This window comes from Amycolatopsis sp. NPDC089917 (assembly GCF_040684635.1).
Lineage (GTDB): Bacteria > Actinomycetota > Actinomycetes > Mycobacteriales > Pseudonocardiaceae > Amycolatopsis.
In genome coordinates this window covers 26,596-41,228 of the sequence record NZ_JBFBGL010000069.1, presented here as the reverse complement: position 1 = coordinate 41,228, position 14,633 = coordinate 26,596, and the positions used below count along the sequence as shown (strand labels likewise).

Genomic DNA, 14,633 nt, shown 5'->3' with positions numbered 1-14,633 from the left:
CCTTACATCACCGCCCCCTGTTTTTCTGGTGGGGTCCCCTGGTGACGAAACCCGTCCCATGGGGACCCCTCATGACACTTCAGAGCGAGGTCAGCGTCCCCGGAAGGCCTTCACGGCCTCCAGCGCGGTGTCCGGCTGGTCCGAGAAGTACCCGTCGACACCCGCCTTGAGGAACGCCTCCTGCTCGGCGAACGCGTCGCCGTACTCGGCGGGGTTCGCCGACGAGCGCAGGTTCTGCGGGAGGAAGTTGTTCTCGTTGCGGAACGTGTACGGCCCGACCTTCAGCCCGGCCTTGTGCGCGTCGGCCACGAGCGCGGTCGGCTTGCCCAGCGCGCCGTTCACCACCGGGATGACCTGTGCCTTCTCCGGGCCGAGGTAGTCCGCGTACTTCGAGATCTCCTTCAGGCCCACCGGCGTGACGAGGTCCGCGTACGTGCGCGGGTCGCCCTTCGCCACGAAGTCGGCCGGAGCGCCGGTCGCCGAGGTCAGCTGCAGCAGCGGCACCCGCACCTGGCGCGAGAGCTCGATCAGGTTCGACACCTCGAACGACTGGATGATCACCGGCGCCTTCGGGTGGTTGAGCCCGTTGCGCTTGAGCAGCTCGACCAGCTTCGGCTCGGTCGGGTTCTTGATCGAGGAGAAGTACGTCGAGTGCTTGACCTCCGGGTACGTCCCCAGCTCACGGCGCAATTCGCGGCCCAAGCGGCGCGTCAGGTCGAGCACCTCCTGGTAGGTGGCGATCTGGTAGCGGCCGTCGTAGACCTTGTTGTTCGGCCGCAGCTGCGGGATCCGCTCGGTCGCGCGCAGGGTCTTCAGCTCGGCGAGCGTGAAGTCCTCGGTGAACCAGCCGGTGAACGACGTGCCGTCGATGACCTTGGTCGTCTTCCGGTTCGCGAACTCGGGGTGCTTCGCGACGTCGGTGGTGCCGCCGATCTCGTTCTCATGCCGGGCGACCAGCCGGCCGTCCTTGGTGGGCACCAGGTCGACGTCGACCCAGTCGACGCCCTGACGGTAGGCGAGCTCATACGAGGCGAGCGTGTGCTCCGGGCGGTAGCCGGGGGCGCCGCGGTGTCCGACGATCACCGGCCCATCGTGGCCCTTCGCCAGCGCCGACACATCTCGGGCGCCCGGCTCGGCGGCGCCGGCCATCCCCGTGACGCTGAGTACGGCGAGTCCGGACAGGGCGAGCACGCCCAGGCGCTTTCGCATGGTGGGTAACCTCTTTCGCTTGAACTCGGGGTACCGCGCCACCCTTGACGCAGGAGGCGTCCGGACGGCGAAGTCGGACCGGCGGAGCGCTGACCGCCGGGTGAACGCCGGATGGAACCACCCGCTCGAGGACGGCGACGTGTTCGGGCCTCACCGGCACGGTTACCCTGTGCGTCGTGCGCGTACTGGTAATCGGGTCCGGCGCCCGTGAGCATGCACTCGTCCTCGCGGTCGCGGAAGACCCTTCCGTCACGGCGCTGGCCTGTGCCCCGGGCAATGCCGGCACCTCTTCGGTGGCCGAGCAGCTCGGTGTGGACGCGGCCGACCCCGAGTCGGTGTCCGCCCTCGCCAAGCAGTGGCAGGCGGACCTGGTCGTGGTCGGTCCCGAGGTCCCGCTGGTGGCGGGCGTCGCCGACGCGGTCCGGAAGGCGGGCATCGCCTGCTTCGGCCCGTCCGCGTCCGCGGCCCGGATCGAGGGCTCGAAGGCGTTCGCGAAGGACGTCATGGCGGCCGCGAAGGTGCCGACGGCGCACTGTGAGGTCGTCGACAACCCGGCCCGCCTCGACGCCGCGCTCGGCCGCTTCGGCCCCACCTGGGTGGTCAAGGACGACGGTCTCGCCGCGGGCAAGGGTGTCGTGGTCACCACGGACGTCGACGTCGCGCGCAAGCACGCCCTGATGCTGCTCGACGGCGGTCACCCGGTGCTCCTGGAGTCCTTCCTCGACGGCCCCGAGGCCTCACTCTTCTGCTTCGTCGACGGCCGCACGGTCGTCCCGCTGCTGCCCGCGCAGGACTTCAAGCGCGTCGGCGACGGCGACGCGGGCCCGAACACCGGCGGCATGGGGGCGTACGCGCCGTTGCCGTGGGCGCCGAAGGACCTGGTCGACGACGTCGTCGAGCGGATCGTCCAGCCCGTGGTCGACGAGCTCGACGAGCGCGGCGCCACCTTCTCCGGCCTGCTCTACGCCGGTCTCGCGCTGACGTCCGAGGGCCCGCAGGTCATCGAGTTCAACTGCCGCTTCGGCGACCCGGAGACCCAGGTCGTCCTGGCGCTGCTGCGCAGCCCGCTCGGCCAGGTCCTGCACGCGACGGCGACCGGCAAGCTCGCCGACCTGCCGCCGCTGGACTGGGATTCGGGCGCGGCGGTCACCGTCGTGCTGGCCGCGGACGGCTACCCCGGCAAGCCGAGGACCGGCGACGTCATCACCGGCGGTGAGCTCGAAGGCGTGCTCCACGCGGGCACCCGCCGCCGTGACGACGGCGCCGTGGTCTCCTCCGGCGGCCGCGTGCTGTCGGTCGTCGGCACCGGCAAGAACCTGAAGGCCGCTCGCAAGGACGCCTACGCGACGGTCGAGAAGGTCCACCTGGCCGGCTCGCACCACCGCACCGACATCGCCCTGCTCGCCGCCAAGGGAGAGATCGCCACCCCGGTCTTGTGAATTCCGGACGGAACCGTCCCCGTCCCGGGTGCGTCTAACCCGGTATTTCCTGCAAAGCTTAGGCAGCCGATACATCCGCGTTGGTAGCCTCGGCAGGGCGAACGGTCACCGTGCGTGTTTCCAAAGGGGTGGGGATGGCAGCATCGGGCAAGATCCAGGACCTCACGTCGGCGGTCCCGACGCCGCCGTCGGTGGCCGACATCAGGGTGGATCCGTCGAAACTGCTCGAAGTCGCGAAGATCGTCGAGGAGCAGGTCGACGCGCTCCAGGACAAGCTTCTGACGCGGCTCGACCAGCTGCGCATCGACACTCCGGCCAACGACACCGTGAGCGTGCACTCGACCAGCGTCTGGAACGAGCTCGTGGCCGACGGCGACCAGTCGTACGCCGCGCAGGTCAAGGCGTACGTGGCCGGTCTGAGGGGACTCGTCAACCAGCTCCGCACGGCGGCCAAGGAGTACAAGACCAGTGATGCGGACAAGGCCGCCGCGTTCGGGGACCGTGGTGTACACCGGGCGTAGGCCTCGTGTGCTGGTCTCCGGCGGGGTGCTCACGCTCGTGCTGGCCGGATGCGCCACGGACACGGGCGGACAGGCGTTTCCCGACGAACCGGCGCTGGCTTCGGCCACGCAGGGCGCCAAGGCGTCCGCGCTGCCCGCCAGGCCCGCCGAGCTGAAGCTGCAAGGGGCCGATCCGTGCGCCCTGCTCACCGAGCCGCAGCTCGACCAGCTCAAGATCAACAGCAAGCCGCGCGCGGCCGCGGAACCGATCGACGGTCCGACCTGCGTCTTCGACGCGGACGCGGCGGAGCCGTTCCACACCTACTACGTCCGCGCGGTCGCCGCGGACGTCGAAGAGTGGTTCACCGGCAAGCGCCGCAAGAACAGCATGACGACGGAACCGAAGGCGGTCGGCGGGTTTCCCGCCGTCACGAACTACCGCGACGCCGGGAAACCGGGCGATTGCGAAACGCTCGTCGGTGTCGCGAAAGGGCAGACGCTGGCGGTGCGGGCCGTCGCCGTCACCGCTGGCGCGTTCACCATGCCGCAACTGTGCGAGATGTCCGCGCACGCGGCCGATTCGGCTTTGCAGACCTTGAAAGCACGCAACTAGGGAGGGCGCCGTGAACGTTTCCGACCTCGCGGGCAGGCTCCGCGATCTTCGGTTCGACGGCTACACCGACACCGGGATCGCGACCGAGATCGAGCGTTTCCGCAGCGGCGACGGCACCGGCAGCATCGGCATCGCCGTCGAGGCGCTGAAGTCCGTCGCGGGCGCGCTCGCCGACACCGACAAGACGCTGCGTGACGAGCTGGGCAAGCTCGGCGTGGAATGGCAGAGTGAGGCGGGCGGCGCCGCCGGCCAGGTGTTCACCGAGCAGGCGGGCTTCTCCCAGGACGCGAACTCGAAGGTCTCGCACTCCGCGGAGATGATCTTCGCCCAGGGTGAGGCCTTCAACCGGACGCTGCACAAGCTCCCGGATCCCGAAGTGGTCCGGAAGGGCGCGGGCGGGCTGACCCTCGGCGACGTCGTGCTGAGCCTCATCGGGTTCGAGACCGACCACGCCAAGAGCGTCGGCGCCGCGAACAACGCGCGGGCGCAGGCGCAGGAGGCGTTGAACGACTACGCCAAGACGAGCGGCGAGAACCTGCTGACGACCGACACGCTGGCCGATCCGCAGGCGATGAACCTGACCCAGAACACCACCACCGCCGGAGCGGGTGGCGGTCCCGGCCCGCTCAACCTCGCGGGCACGGCCACCGACCTGACCCCGGACGGCAGCGTGCGGCCCGCGTCGGCCGCCGTCGAGTCGAAGTACGTGCCGCCGCCGGTGCAGACCGTCAGCAACCCGAAGGCGCCGTCCTACGACGCGCCGACCCCGGCCTACGGCGTCGCGATGGGTGGCGGAGTCGCCCGGAAGACCGGTGCGTCGGCGCCCAACGCCGGTGCCACCGTGCCCGCGGCCGCCGCCCCGACCACGCCGTCCGGCACGTCGCGGCCCACGCCCGCCCCGGGCAGCGGCTGGGTGGCGCCGAACCGGCCCACTCCGCAGCCCGAGACGTCGAGGCCGTCGTACCCGGTCACGGGTTCGCCCACCTCGCCGCCGTTCGTCCCGCCGGGTGCGCCGAACCTGCCGCCCGGCTCCACGAACATCCCGCCGGGCCAGTCCACCGGGAGCCTGCCGCCGAGCAGCACCACGTCGGCGCAGCCGGTGGGCAAGTCGTTCGGCCCCGGCCCCGGGGTCGAAAGCGCACTGGGCAAGGGCCTCGGCTCCACGTCGGGCCCGGGCGTCTTCGGCGGCGTCGGCGGTGGCACGGGCGGCGGCGACCAGGCACTCGGCAAGGGCCGCTCGGTCGGCGCCGGACCGCAGGCGCCGATGGTGCCCGGCAACGAGTCCGGCCGCGGTTTCCCCGCCGTCCCGAAGGTCACCGGTCCGCCCGCGGGCGATCTGGGCGCCGGCGCGGCCGCGCTCGGCGCCGGTGTCGCGGGCGGTGCGCTGAGCGGCGACAAGGAACGCGACCGCCGTCCCCGCCAGGAAGGCGGCGCCGTCAAACCGACCCGCCAGCTGCCGATCGGCGAGCTTCCCGAAGAGGAGGCCATGCGCCGCTCGGAGAAGATCGGCGCGAAGCAGCCGAAGGCCGAGTCGAAGTTCATGGAGCGCGCGGCGACCCAGGACGTCGAGGAGGACGCCGAGCACATCAGGCGTTACGGCGTCGACGACAAGGACCTGTTCACCGACGAGCGCATGGTGTCGCCCGACGTGATCGGTGACCACGGCAACCCCGAAGCGCGCTGAACCTGTGCCGAACGACAACGGCAGCCTGGTGCTGTCCGCACTCGAGTTCGAAATGCTCTGGGAAGCCGAACGGCTGCCCCGCCGCCATGTCGCACTCGACGTGCCGAGTCCCGGAACGACCCATACGGAGCGGGCGACACTGATCGAAGAGGCCTGGGAATCCCTGCGCGCGCGAGGTCTCGCGCGGGGTCACCAGGCGTCGGGCGAACTGGTCGACATGCTGAACCTGTTCGCGCACCCCCGGTTCGCGATCGACGTCTGGGTGTGGACCGACCGCGAGATCAAGGGCCAGGCGGTCAGCGTCGGCAACCAGGCCCTGCTCGGCGTGATCGACGACGGCCAGGTGTGGCTGATCCCGGCCAGGGAAAGCTCCCTCGCCGAGGCCGCCGTCTCCGTCGCGGGTGACCTCGGCCCCGGCGTCGGCCAGTCGATCAGCCTCCCGCACGACCTCCTCGTCCAGGCCGACGCCGCTGCCCGTGGCGACGCGAAAGCCCTGGTCACCGCCCTGGAAGACCTGGACGTGCCGCTGTGGCAGGCCCAGGAGGTGGCGGGCATGCTGCTCGGCCAGGAGGCCCGCGGCCAGTTCGGCATCGAACGTGCTGGCCGGGACGGTCGGCCTCGCCGCGCGGACAACGTCGTCGCCTTTTACGACACGGACGCGGGCCGGTACCTGTTCCAGGTCGCGCGGAACCGGGACGGGCGGGATTGGGCGACCATCACCCCGGCGGACAGCCAGCTGCTGGCGACCCGGATCCGGGAAGTCGCCGACTTCTGAGTTCACGTCCGACTTAATCGGGTTTACCCCGATTCGGCCGTTTCGGGAAGTGGATATCGGCGGGGTGGAAGTTGGCGTGGATGCGCACATCACCCGCGGTCGAGGTCTTAAAGTATGCGCGGGAACCGTCCTGATCGGCCGCGCGTCTGATCGGGCGGATACGAGTTTTCCGCGAAGGGGATGACGAACCGTGCCTGTGTACGACCCGGATTCGATGGGGATCGCCGCCGGTCAGGTGGAGAAGCTCAAGGACGAGTTCGAGAAGACCAAAAAAGGCGTCACCGGTATGGATGACGAGAAGGAAAGCCCCTTCGGCGGAGTGGACGAGCACGGCGACGCGCACGGCGCGGTCGGCAAGTTCAAGCAGGGCGTCCACAATGAATTCGATTCGGCCGGTCAGCTGATGGAGGCCACCGCCTTCGTGCTGCGAAAGGCGGCAGGCTTGATCAAGGAGACCGAAGCGGTCCACGTGGACAACCTGAAGGTGCACGGGGACCTGTGACGATTCGGCAGGCCTGGGGGCCGCAGACCAAGGGGGCTTGAGCAGTGGGTTTGAACAACGTCGGCGCCGGCGAGCCGGCCGGCTGGGGCGAACTGGTCAAGAAGGCCGATCAGATCGACAAGGTGAACCTCGACGCTATTCACAACGCTTCGGTCCAGTTCAAGAAGGCCGCCGACAACGCGGGCGACCACAGCGCGGCCTTGTCGAGCTCGACCGAAGCGTTGAACGGCGGCGTCTGGGTCGGGCCCGCCGCGGACGAATTCTTCAAGTACGTCAAATCGATCACCACGGCCGGGAAGAACGTCGAGGATCAGCTGGGCAAGGTCGTGGACGACCTCGACCGCGTCCACACCGACCTCGGTAACATCAAGACCCAGGTCGCGGACGCCTACAAGGGCGCCGAAGAAGCGGTCAACAAGCGGAACACCCAGGCGGAGTCGGACAAGAACGCGGCGACCCAGGCCGCCGCGCAGGCCGAGAAGGATCACAAGCCGGCGCCGAGCCCCTCGGCCGCCGAGATCATCCAGAAGGCCAAGACCGACATCGACAAGATCGCCGGCGACGCCGACACCAGGGTCAAGGGGCTGCTCGACCAGGCCAACCAGATGATCCAGAAGTCCCAGGCGCTGATGAAGCAGGACATCCAGGACGGCTACTCCAAGGTCCCGATGCCCGGCAAGGACGGCACCGTCCCCAAACGCACCGGCGGTCTCCACGCCGGAGGTGGCGGTGGAGGGGGCGGCGGCGGTGGCGGTGGGGGCGGCGGCCTCGGGCCGAGCGGCGGCCCGCCGTCGACGACCCCGCCGGGCAACGTCCAGCAGTGGATCCAGGAGGCCATCAAGATCCTGCAGGCCAACGGGATCCCGGTGACCGACGCGGACATCCAGAAGATCTGGACGATCATCGAGAAGGAGTCCGGCGGAAATCCCAACGCCATCAACAACTGGGACTCCAACGCGGCCAAGGGGACCCCGTCCAAGGGGCTGATGCAGTGCATCGACCCGACCTTCAACTCGCACAAGCTTCCCGGGCACGACAACATCTACAACCCGGTCGACAACATCATCGCGGGCGTGCGGTACACGTTCTCGCGGTACGGCGGGTTCGAGGGACACCCGGGGCTGAAGTCCATGGCCGGTGGCGGCGGGTACCAGGGCTACTAGCGACCTCGTGAGTGGCGATTCGGGTTAGAGCGGACCGGTATTCAGCTACCCACGCCTGAACTGGACGAGAGTGTGGCTCCGCGGCTGCCGGGCGCGACGATGTAGGAATTGGGACGTCAGACGTCCCAATTCCTACATCGTCACCAGGGACACCAAGGTCATATCGGTCAGGACCGATCGCAGACGAAGTGACAGGGGAGGATTCCCCGTCGACCACACCGGCCCCCAGCACCGGCTTCACTCGACCGCCCATCACGCCAGTGGGTAGGCAAATGCGAGTCCGTTAGAACCCGAATCGCCACTCACGACCCACTTGGCCTGGTGTTCTCCGGTAGCGCCCGGTGTCGCGAAAGCCACTTTCGGGACGTCCGATGTCGCGAAAGTGGCTTTCGCGACACTCGGAGGCGGGAGGCGCGAGCGGTGAGGGCGCGACACCTTTGCCTTGCCCTTCAAGAGAACCGTCCTCGCCGCTCACGACAGCACCAACGCGTTCGCCGCCTCCGTCAGCGGGCGCATGGCGGCTTTCAGTACCCGGTCCCGGAACGGCAGGTACGGCAGCACGCGCATCGACTGGATCTGTTTCCACTGTTGAAACCGCGTCTGCTTCTTCTGGTTCAGCGAAGCCAGCGCTTGGTTCAGCCGGACGAACGGCCGCATTTCCTTTTCGTACGAGGCGAAAGCGGCGCGATGATCGGCGGAAGCCGCCAGTGAAGCGGCGAGCACGTAAGCCCCGACGAGCGCCAAACTGGTGCCCTGTCCCGAAAGCGGCGATGGCCCGTAGCCCGCGTCACCCACCAGGGCGACCCGTCCTTCGGTGAACCGGTCCATCCGGATCTGGGTCATGGAATCGAAGTACAGCTCGCTCGACTCCATTTCCCGCAGCAGCCGCGGCACTTCCCAGCCCTGGCCGGAGAACCGGCCGGCGATCAGTTTCCGCTGCTGATCGAGGTCATGCCGGTCGAAGCCGAGTTCCGCCGACTGGAAGCCGAGCATCGCCCGCGCCTCCGTGTTGTTTCGCGCGCTGTAAAGACCGGCCAGCTTCCCCGGCGTCAGATGGAACGTCTGCCAGCGGTCCAGGTCGAGGAAGTTCGGCACGGTGAACACCGCGAGATAGGTGTCCATGTGATGCGAGAACCGTTGCTCCGCCCCGAAAACCAGTGATCGCACGGCCGAGTGCTGGCCGTCCGCGCCGAAGACGAGGTCGAAGTCCCGCGCCTCGCCGCGGGCGAAGGCGACCCGGACGCCGTCGGTTCGCTGCGCGATTCCGGTGATCCAGTCCCCGTAGACGTACTCGACGCCGTCCTGGGAGATCGACGCCAGCGTGTCCGTGAGGTCGTCCCGCAGGATCTCGACGTCGTCGCTGTCGGTCAGGCCACCGGTCAGCGTGTGGTCGGTGACCTTCGCCAGCGTCTTGCCCGCGCCGTTCACGAACGACATCCCGCGCATGTCCGTCCGCAGGTCGGCAAGCCGCCCGAGCACGCCCATCCGGTCGACGACGCCGAGCGCCGTGCCGCGGATGTCGACCGCGTGCCCGCCGACGCGGGGCGCGGGAGCCCGCTCGACGACCGTCGGCGCGAAACCGTGCCGCCGCAGCCAGTACGCCAGCGTCGTACCGGCGATTCCCGCGCCCGAAATCAGGACCTTTCGCATCCGAACTCCCTGTGTACGGTGTTGTGAAGCACTGCGTACAACGTATGAGCACAACTGCGAAAGACCAGGAAAACGAGCTGATTTACTTCACCGCACTAGTGCGATTAAGGTAGTGCGGCAGCCGAAACGAAGCAGAGTGCACTACTGCGAGGAGGCGACCATGGCCGAGCCGCCCTACCTGCGGATCGCCGCCGAGATCCGCCACCGGATCGTCTCCGGCGAGCTGCGCGAAGGCGACAAGGTCCCGTCGACGCGGCAGATCATCGCGGAGTGGGGAGTCGCGATGGCGACGGCGACGAAGGTCCTCACCACGCTCAAACGGGACGGCCTGGTCATCGCCAAACCCGGCGCGGGCACGGTGGTCGCGAGCCGCACCCGGAAGGCCGTGCCCAGGGCTGAGCCGGAGCTGTCACGCGAGCGGGTGGTGAAGGCCGCGATCCGGATCGCCGACGCCGAGGGCATCCGCGCGCTGTCGATGCGCCGCGTCGCGTCCGGCCTCGGCGTCGCGACGATGGCGCTTTATCGCCATGTCACCGCGAAGGAGGAGCTGATCCTCGAGATGGCCGACACGGCACTCGGCGAGATCCGCTTCCCGCCCGAACCGCCGGCGGGCTGGCGGGCACAGCTGGAGTTGATGGCCAGAGCGCAATGGGCCCTGTTCCGGCGGCATCCCTGGCTCGCGCAGGCGCTCTCGATCACCCGGCCGCAGCCGCTGCCGAACCTGTTGAGCCACGCCGACTGGGCCACCCGCGCCCTCGACGGTCACGGCCTCCCGGCGCCGACGATCATGTACGCGCACATCACGATCTTCAACCACGTCCGCGGCATTGCCCTCAACTTCGAGGCCGAGGCCGAGAGCGAATCCGGGACGGCGGTTTCGGCCGACGCCTGGCTCGCCGTGCACGAACCGATCCTCTGGGACCTGGTCTCCGAGGGCCGTTTCCCGAACTTCGCCGGTGTCGTCTCGCGCGCCCCGTTCGACTACGACCTCGACACGCTCTTCGAGTTCGGTCTCCAACGACTCCTCGACGGATTCTCGGTCCTCCTGGCGAAGGCGAGTTAGCCTCACCCCATGTCCTTCCCCGGTCCCGCCGCGCGCTCCGACGTCCCGCCGTTCCACGTCATGGACGTCCTTTCGGCGGCACAAGCGCGGCAGCGCAGCCATGGCGATCTGGTCCCCCTGCTCGCGGGGCAGCCGTCCGCGCCGGCACCGCGACCGGTGCTCGAAGCCGCCCAGCGGGCGCTGAGGAACGACAACCTCGGCTACACCGAGCAACTCGGCATCCCCGAACTGCGCGAAGCCGTCGCGGCGCACTACAACCGCACGTACCCGGTCGACGTCGGCCCGCAGGACGTCATCGTGACGACCGGTTCTTCCGGTGGCTTCCTGCTCTCGTTCCTCAGCGCCTTCGAAGCGGGCGACCGCGTCGCGATGGCGCGTCCCGGCTACCCGGCCTACCGCAACCTGCTGAAGGTGCTCGGCTGCGAGGTCGTCGAGTTCGCCACCGGACCCGAAACGAACTTTCAGCCGACCGTGGCGCTGCTCGACGAACTGGGGCCGATCAAGGGACTCATCGTGGCCAGCCCGAGCAATCCCACCGGCACCGTCCTCCCGCCGGGTGAACTCGCCGCGATCAGCGGCTGGTGCGCGTCACGCGGGGTGCAGCTGATCAGCGACGAGATCTACCACGGCATCTCCTACGGCAGCGGACTCGACTGCGCCTGGCAGTACGGCGACGAGGCGCTCGTGCTCGGCTCGTTCTCCAAGTACTTCGCGATGACCGGCTGGCGGCTCGGCTGGATGCTCGCACCCCAGCGGCTGCACCGCGCGATCGACGTCCTGACCGGCAACTTCACCATCTGCCCGCCCGCGGTCTCCCAGCACGCCGCGACCGCCGCGTTCACCGAGGAGTCTTACTCGGAAGCCAACGGTCACGTCGAGCGCTACCGCGAAAACCGCGACGTGCTCTTCGATGGGCTCAAGGGCATCGGCATCGACAAGCTCGCCCCGGCCGAAGGCGCCTTCTACGCCTACGCCGACGTCTCGGCGTACACGAACGACAGCCTCAGCTGGTGTCAGCGGCTCCTCGCGGAAACCGGCGTCGCGATCGCCCCCGGCATCGATTTCGACCCCGTCGACGGCGGGAGGTTCGTGCGATTCTCCTTCGCGGGCTCGCGCGAGGACATCGACGAGGGGGTCCGCAGACTCGGCGACTGGCTCACACGGTCAGGGGGAACCCCGAATTCACCCTGAACGTTGGGCAGAATGAAGGCGCTCGCGAGTTCTGCCTGACAACCTGGACTCACCGGGCCCGCACGGGCACGGTGAGGCAATCGGAGGATGCCATGTTCTGGAAGATCGTCGGCGGGCTGATTCTGGCTTGGGTGGCCTTCATGGTGCTCGGGTCCGTGCTCGGGTTTCTCGTGAAGGCCGTCTTTTGGATCGCCGTCATCGGCGGCGCGGTCTTCCTCGGCACGGCCGCCTATGGCGCCATCAAGGGCAAGGGCACCCCGAAGCAGCTCCGTTAAGGTTTGCGCGCAACCCCGCCGAGCGACGTGTAGTTGACGGGCGCCAGCGGGGTGAAGCGCGGCCCGTCCGGCCACCACAGGTGTGGGTAGGTCAGCCCGGGTTCCATGAGATCGAGTCCCTCGAACAGGGACTCGATCTCCTCACGCGTGCGGTAGCGCGTGTCCAGCCCGGTGCCGTCGAAGCGCTTCTCCAGCGACGTCGCGATGTCGGCCGCTTCGGAGCCGTCGGCGGGGTTGTGCTGGTGGAGCAGGACGACGAAGGAGCCCGGCGCGAGCGCGTCGACGTAGGCGCGGACGACCTTCCGCGCCTCGTCGAGGTCCTGGATGTGGTGCACGATCGCGCACAGGATCAGCGCGGCGGGCCGATCGAAGTCCAGCCGGTGGGTGCGGGCGAGTTCCTCGACGACCTCGGTGGGCTGGGTCAGGTCGGCGCCCAGCATGTGCGCGAAATCGTTCGCCGCGAGGATCGCGCGTCCGTGCGCCTGGACCACCGGATCGTGGTCGACGTACACGACCTGTGCCTCGGGGTTGTACCGCTGCGCGACCTGGTGCGTGTTCTCCACGGTCGGGAAGCCGGAGCCGAGGTCGAGGAACTGGTCGACGCCCTCCCGGTCGGTCAGGTAGCGCACGGTCCGGACCAGCCAGTGCCGGACCTCCTTGGCCATGACCTGGGCTTCCGGCGCGAGCTCCAGGATCTGGCGCAGCACCACCCTGTCGGCCTCGTAGTTGTCCTGGCCACCCATGAGCGCGTCGAAGACCCGCGCGATGCTCGGCCGGTCGAAGTCGACCGGGACGAACGGGCGCTGCTTCGCTGACATGGGCACCTGCCGGATGAATCGGTTCGGACGGGTCCAGCGTAGGTCATCCACTTCACCGCACGTAAGCGGACGAACGGTGAGGGTGAATTATTCCTCCGAAGAGCCGAAGGCGGATTGCGCCGTTGTCACGCCGACCCACCGTTCGGCCTTCATCCCGATCGCCCGTGCTCCGTCCACATTGGACTGGCGGTCGTCGAAGAACAGGCAATCGGCCGGTTCGGCGCCGAGTTCGGCGAGCAGGATCCGGTAGATCTTCTCGTCGGGTTTCATGCAGCCGAGGTCGCCCGAAAAGAGCTTCACGCGGAACAGGTTCGACCATTCCTGCTCGCGCACCCACCGGCCGAAGGTCGACGACGCGTTGGAAAGCAGCGCGAGCGGCGCGCCCGCCTCGTGCAGTCCTTCCAGCAGTTCGAGCACGTCCGGTTCGAGACGCGTCCAGCCGGTGACGTCGATGCGGGTCAGTTCCTCGGCGAAGGACTTGTCGACCGGGACGTCCAGCGCCCGGCCGATGCTCTGCCAGTACTCGAGGTCCGAACCACCGGAGTCGTACCGGTTCCGTTCGGCCCAGTAATGCGGCTCGAACTCGGCGAGTTCGAGGCCGAAGGACTTGGCAAGGGTGGGCAGCGCGTCGGTGTGCTTGCTGATGACATCGCCGTAGTCGAAGACGATCCAGTTCATGTTCAGCCCCCGGTCGTGATGCGTCGAAGGGTTTCCTCGATGTCGGCCGCGGAAAGGTCCCGATGTGCCACGAACCTGATCTTGCCCGAACTGGGCAGCGTCTGGATCCCGAGTTCGGCGAGCCACGCCAGCCTGCCTTCGAGATCGGGCGCGGTGACCCGCACGATGTTGGTCTCGGGCGTGTTCACCTCCCAGCCGTGCTCGGCGAGCCCGGCCGCGAGCCGCGTCGCGTTCTCGTGCGTCTCGGCCAGGTCGCCGACGCGGTCCAGCGCGACCAGGCCCGCCGCGGCCAGCACGCCCGCCTGACGGACGCCGCCGCCGAGCATCTGGCGCATCCGCCGCGCCTTCTCGACGAACTCCCGGCTGCCGGCGACCACCGAACCGACGGGCGCGCCGAGGCCCTTGGAGAAGCAGGCGGAAACGGTGTCGACGCCGACCGTGAGCGCCGCGGGCGGCACCCCCAGCGCGACCGACGCGTGCCAGAGGCGGGCGCCGTCGAGGTGCACGGTCAGCCCGGCCTCCTTCGCCACCGCGACCAGCTGGGCGTGCTCGTCGGGCGGGGTGATCGCGCCGCCCGCCGAGTTGTGCGTGTTCTCCAGGCACAGCAGCGGCGTGCGCAGCGCGTAGTACGGCCCGCGCGGGTTGCCGATCGCGGCGGAAAGCGTTTCCGGCGTCGGCCGCCCGGGCCCGGCGTCGTGCTCCAGCGGCTCCGGCATGCCGCCCGCGAGCCAGGCGGCGGACCCGAGTTCGTCGGTGATCACGTGCGAGCCGCGCGGCGCGAGGAACCGGTCGCCGCGCTGGAGGTGGAGGCACAGCGCGATCAGGTTCGCCATGGTCCCGGTCGGCGTCCAGAGCGCCGCCGGCATGCCGAGCAGCTTCGCGGCGCGTTCTTCCAGGGCGCCGATGGTCGGATCGCCGTCGAGGACGTTGTCGCCGACCTCGGCGTTCGCCATGGCCTGGCGCATGACGTCGTCCGGCCGGGTCACGGTGTCGGAGCGGAAATCGATCAGCGGGAGAGGGCGAGAGGTCACGGTACGATCACATCACATCGACGGCCCCGCCATGAATCTCCT

General features: G+C 68.9%; 15 protein-coding genes. 10 read left to right on the top strand and 5 right to left on the bottom strand.

Annotated features, from left to right (window positions below):
- Positions 1–90 precede the first annotated feature (90 nt).
- Complete coding sequence (locus tag AB0N89_RS34395) at positions 91–1,209, bottom strand: glycerophosphodiester phosphodiesterase (protein ID WP_364213633.1); 1,119 nt, start codon at positions 1,207–1,209, stop codon at positions 91–93.
- Positions 1,210–1,385: 176 nt separating this feature from the next.
- Here AB0N89_RS34395 and purD point away from each other — a divergent pair, with 176 nt between their 5' ends.
- From purD to AB0N89_RS34360, 7 genes are all read left to right on the top strand, one after another.
- A complete protein-coding gene (gene purD / locus AB0N89_RS34390; RefSeq protein ID WP_364213631.1) occupies positions 1,386–2,648 on the top strand; it encodes a phosphoribosylamine--glycine ligase in 1,263 nt (420 codons plus the stop codon).
- Positions 2,649–2,782: 134 nt separating this feature from the next.
- Entirely contained in the window at positions 2,783–3,169 is a 387-nt protein-coding gene (locus AB0N89_RS34385) for a PE domain-containing protein (protein WP_020632344.1), read from the top strand.
- Positions 3,120–3,761, top strand: a complete 642-nt coding sequence (locus AB0N89_RS34380) for a DUF3558 domain-containing protein (protein WP_364213629.1) — start codon at positions 3,120–3,122, stop codon at positions 3,759–3,761. The genes AB0N89_RS34385 and AB0N89_RS34380 overlap by 50 nt, the downstream gene beginning before the upstream one ends.
- 10 nt (positions 3,762–3,771) lie before the next feature.
- Entirely contained in the window at positions 3,772–5,445 is a 1,674-nt protein-coding gene (locus AB0N89_RS34375) for a hypothetical protein (RefSeq protein WP_364213627.1), read from the top strand.
- A gap of 4 nt (positions 5,446–5,449) precedes the next feature.
- Positions 5,450–6,220, top strand: a complete 771-nt coding sequence (locus AB0N89_RS34370) for an ESX secretion-associated protein EspG (RefSeq protein ID WP_364213624.1) — start codon at positions 5,450–5,452, stop codon at positions 6,218–6,220.
- 190 nt (positions 6,221–6,410) lie between these two features.
- A complete protein-coding gene (locus AB0N89_RS34365) occupies positions 6,411–6,722 on the top strand; it encodes a hypothetical protein (RefSeq protein ID WP_026467133.1) in 312 nt (103 codons plus the stop codon).
- 44 nt (positions 6,723–6,766) lie between these two features.
- A complete protein-coding gene (locus tag AB0N89_RS34360) occupies positions 6,767–7,885 on the top strand; it encodes a transglycosylase SLT domain-containing protein (protein WP_364213620.1) in 1,119 nt (372 codons plus the stop codon).
- A gap of 471 nt (positions 7,886–8,356) precedes the next feature.
- Here the strand turns inward: AB0N89_RS34360 and AB0N89_RS34355 are convergent, their stop codons facing one another.
- Positions 8,357–9,535 carry an FAD-dependent monooxygenase gene (locus tag AB0N89_RS34355; protein WP_364213617.1) on the bottom strand — a complete coding sequence of 393 codons (1,179 nt, stop codon included), beginning with the start codon at positions 9,533–9,535 and terminating at the stop codon, positions 8,357–8,359.
- A 160-nt stretch (positions 9,536–9,695) separates the two neighbouring features.
- On the opposite strand from AB0N89_RS34355, the gene AB0N89_RS34350 reads away from it, so the two are divergent.
- From AB0N89_RS34350 to AB0N89_RS34340, 3 genes are all read left to right on the top strand, one after another.
- On the top strand, positions 9,696–10,598 hold the full coding sequence (locus tag AB0N89_RS34350) for a TetR/AcrR family transcriptional regulator C-terminal domain-containing protein (protein WP_364213614.1): 903 nt from the start codon (positions 9,696–9,698) through the stop codon (positions 10,596–10,598).
- 9 nt (positions 10,599–10,607) lie between these two features.
- Positions 10,608–11,789 carry a pyridoxal phosphate-dependent aminotransferase gene (locus tag AB0N89_RS34345; protein WP_364213611.1) on the top strand — a complete coding sequence of 394 codons (1,182 nt, stop codon included), beginning with the start codon at positions 10,608–10,610 and terminating at the stop codon, positions 11,787–11,789.
- Positions 11,790–11,881: 92 nt separating this feature from the next.
- Entirely contained in the window at positions 11,882–12,064 is a 183-nt protein-coding gene (locus AB0N89_RS34340; RefSeq protein ID WP_005152523.1) for a hypothetical protein, read from the top strand.
- On the opposite strand, the gene AB0N89_RS34335 is transcribed toward AB0N89_RS34340, so the two are convergent.
- The 3 genes from AB0N89_RS34335 to AB0N89_RS34325 form a co-directional block, all read right to left on the bottom strand.
- Positions 12,061–12,882 (bottom strand): SAM-dependent methyltransferase, encoded by an 822-nt coding sequence (locus AB0N89_RS34335; RefSeq protein WP_364213608.1) that lies wholly within the window; start codon positions 12,880–12,882, stop codon positions 12,061–12,063. The two genes, AB0N89_RS34340 and AB0N89_RS34335, sit on opposite strands and share 4 nt — an antisense overlap.
- Before the next feature lie 87 nt (positions 12,883–12,969).
- The gene (locus AB0N89_RS34330; RefSeq protein ID WP_364213605.1) at positions 12,970–13,560 is read right to left on the bottom strand and encodes an HAD family phosphatase; all 591 of its coding nucleotides are present in this window, start codon (positions 13,558–13,560) and stop codon (positions 12,970–12,972) included.
- A gap of 2 nt (positions 13,561–13,562) precedes the next feature.
- Positions 13,563–14,591 (bottom strand): threonine aldolase family protein, encoded by a 1,029-nt coding sequence (locus tag AB0N89_RS34325; RefSeq protein ID WP_364213602.1) that lies wholly within the window; start codon positions 14,589–14,591, stop codon positions 13,563–13,565.
- Positions 14,592–14,633: the final 42 nt, after the last annotated feature.

Bases quoted from the DNA above. Each gene is read 5' to 3' on its own strand.
- AB0N89_RS34395 (WP_364213633.1), bottom strand. From the start codon at position 1,209: ATGCGAAAGCGCCTGGGCGTGCTCGCCCTGTCCGGACTCGCCGTACTC.
- AB0N89_RS34385 (WP_020632344.1), top strand. From the start codon at position 2,783: ATGGCAGCATCGGGCAAGATCCAGGACCTCACGTCGGCGGTCCCGACG.
- AB0N89_RS34380 (WP_364213629.1), top strand. From the start codon at position 3,120: ATGCGGACAAGGCCGCCGCGTTCGGGGACCGTGGTGTACACCGGGCGT.
- AB0N89_RS34355 (WP_364213617.1), bottom strand. From the start codon at position 9,535: ATGCGAAAGGTCCTGATTTCGGGCGCGGGAATCGCCGGTACGACGCTG.
- AB0N89_RS34350 (WP_364213614.1), top strand. From the start codon at position 9,696: ATGGCCGAGCCGCCCTACCTGCGGATCGCCGCCGAGATCCGCCACCGG.
- AB0N89_RS34345 (WP_364213611.1), top strand. From the start codon at position 10,608: ATGTCCTTCCCCGGTCCCGCCGCGCGCTCCGACGTCCCGCCGTTCCAC.
- AB0N89_RS34340 (WP_005152523.1), top strand. From the start codon at position 11,882: ATGTTCTGGAAGATCGTCGGCGGGCTGATTCTGGCTTGGGTGGCCTTC.
- AB0N89_RS34335 (WP_364213608.1), bottom strand. From the start codon at position 12,882: ATGTCAGCGAAGCAGCGCCCGTTCGTCCCGGTCGACTTCGACCGGCCG.
- AB0N89_RS34330 (WP_364213605.1), bottom strand. From the start codon at position 13,560: ATGAACTGGATCGTCTTCGACTACGGCGATGTCATCAGCAAGCACACC.